General features: G+C 60.0%; 1 pseudogene. It reads left to right on the top strand.

Annotated features, from left to right (window positions below):
• A pseudogene (locus ACLBVC_RS24735) lies at window positions 1-935 on the top strand (RHS element protein); the annotation flags it as partial.

Here is a 935-nt window from a genome sequence, read left to right as displayed (position 1 = left end):
GCCTCGGGCGCTTACGCGTCTATCACTTTGAAGGCGAGAAGGGATTACGCCGCGTGGTCAGACTCGAACAGGCCGACGGCAGCTCTACGCAAAGCGTCTTTAATAACCGCGGCCAGCTGATATCCCAGACCGATGTCCTCGGGCGAACCACCGAATTTCATCTCAACCCGGCCAGCGGTGACCTGACCGAAATCGTCCACCCCGGCGGCGAAAAGCGCAGCCGGTTCAGCTATAACCGCGCCGGACAGCTGATTTCGGCGACCGCGCCCGACGGACGTCAGATACGTAAAGACTACGATTCTTCAGGCCGCCTGACTTCCGAAACCGACACCCTGAATCAGACCCGCCGCTATCACTACGCGGACGACAAGAGTGCACAGCCCTGCACCACCGAAGACGCGGCAGGCGGGCGTCAGACGCTGGCATGGAACGCCGCCGGTTTGCTGACCGCTTTCACCGACTGCTCCGGTTTTAAAACGATTTACCGCTACAACCGCGACGGCCAGCCGCTGGAAATCCTGCACGAAGAAGGCATGAAAACCCGCTTTGCCTACGATGCGCGTGGACGACGAATTTCGCGCGAGGACAGCGCAGGGCTTATCACCCGCTGGGAATATAACGCGGCCGGAGACGTCATCACCGTCACCCGACCGGACGGGACGCAGAGCACCCAGAGTTACGACGAGCGCGGTAATCCAACCGCACAGAACGAAGGCGGGCTGACCCGACAGACTGAATTCGACAGCGCGGGCAGGCTGATGCGGCTGGTGAATGAAAACGGCGTCGATACGACATTCAGCTACGACGTCATGGACCGCCTGATACAGGAAACCGGCTTCGACGGGCGCGTGCAAAATTATCTGTACGACTTATCAGGACGGCTTATCCGCAGCGACGACGCCGGGCTGATGACGCACTGGCATTACGATGAAGAA

It is taken from the genome of Rahnella selenatireducens, assembly GCF_046449555.1.
Lineage (GTDB): Bacteria > Pseudomonadota > Gammaproteobacteria > Enterobacterales > Enterobacteriaceae > Rahnella > Rahnella selenatireducens.
The sequence above is the reverse complement of the archived record's forward strand: the minus strand, read 5'-3'. Positions and strand labels throughout refer to the sequence as shown.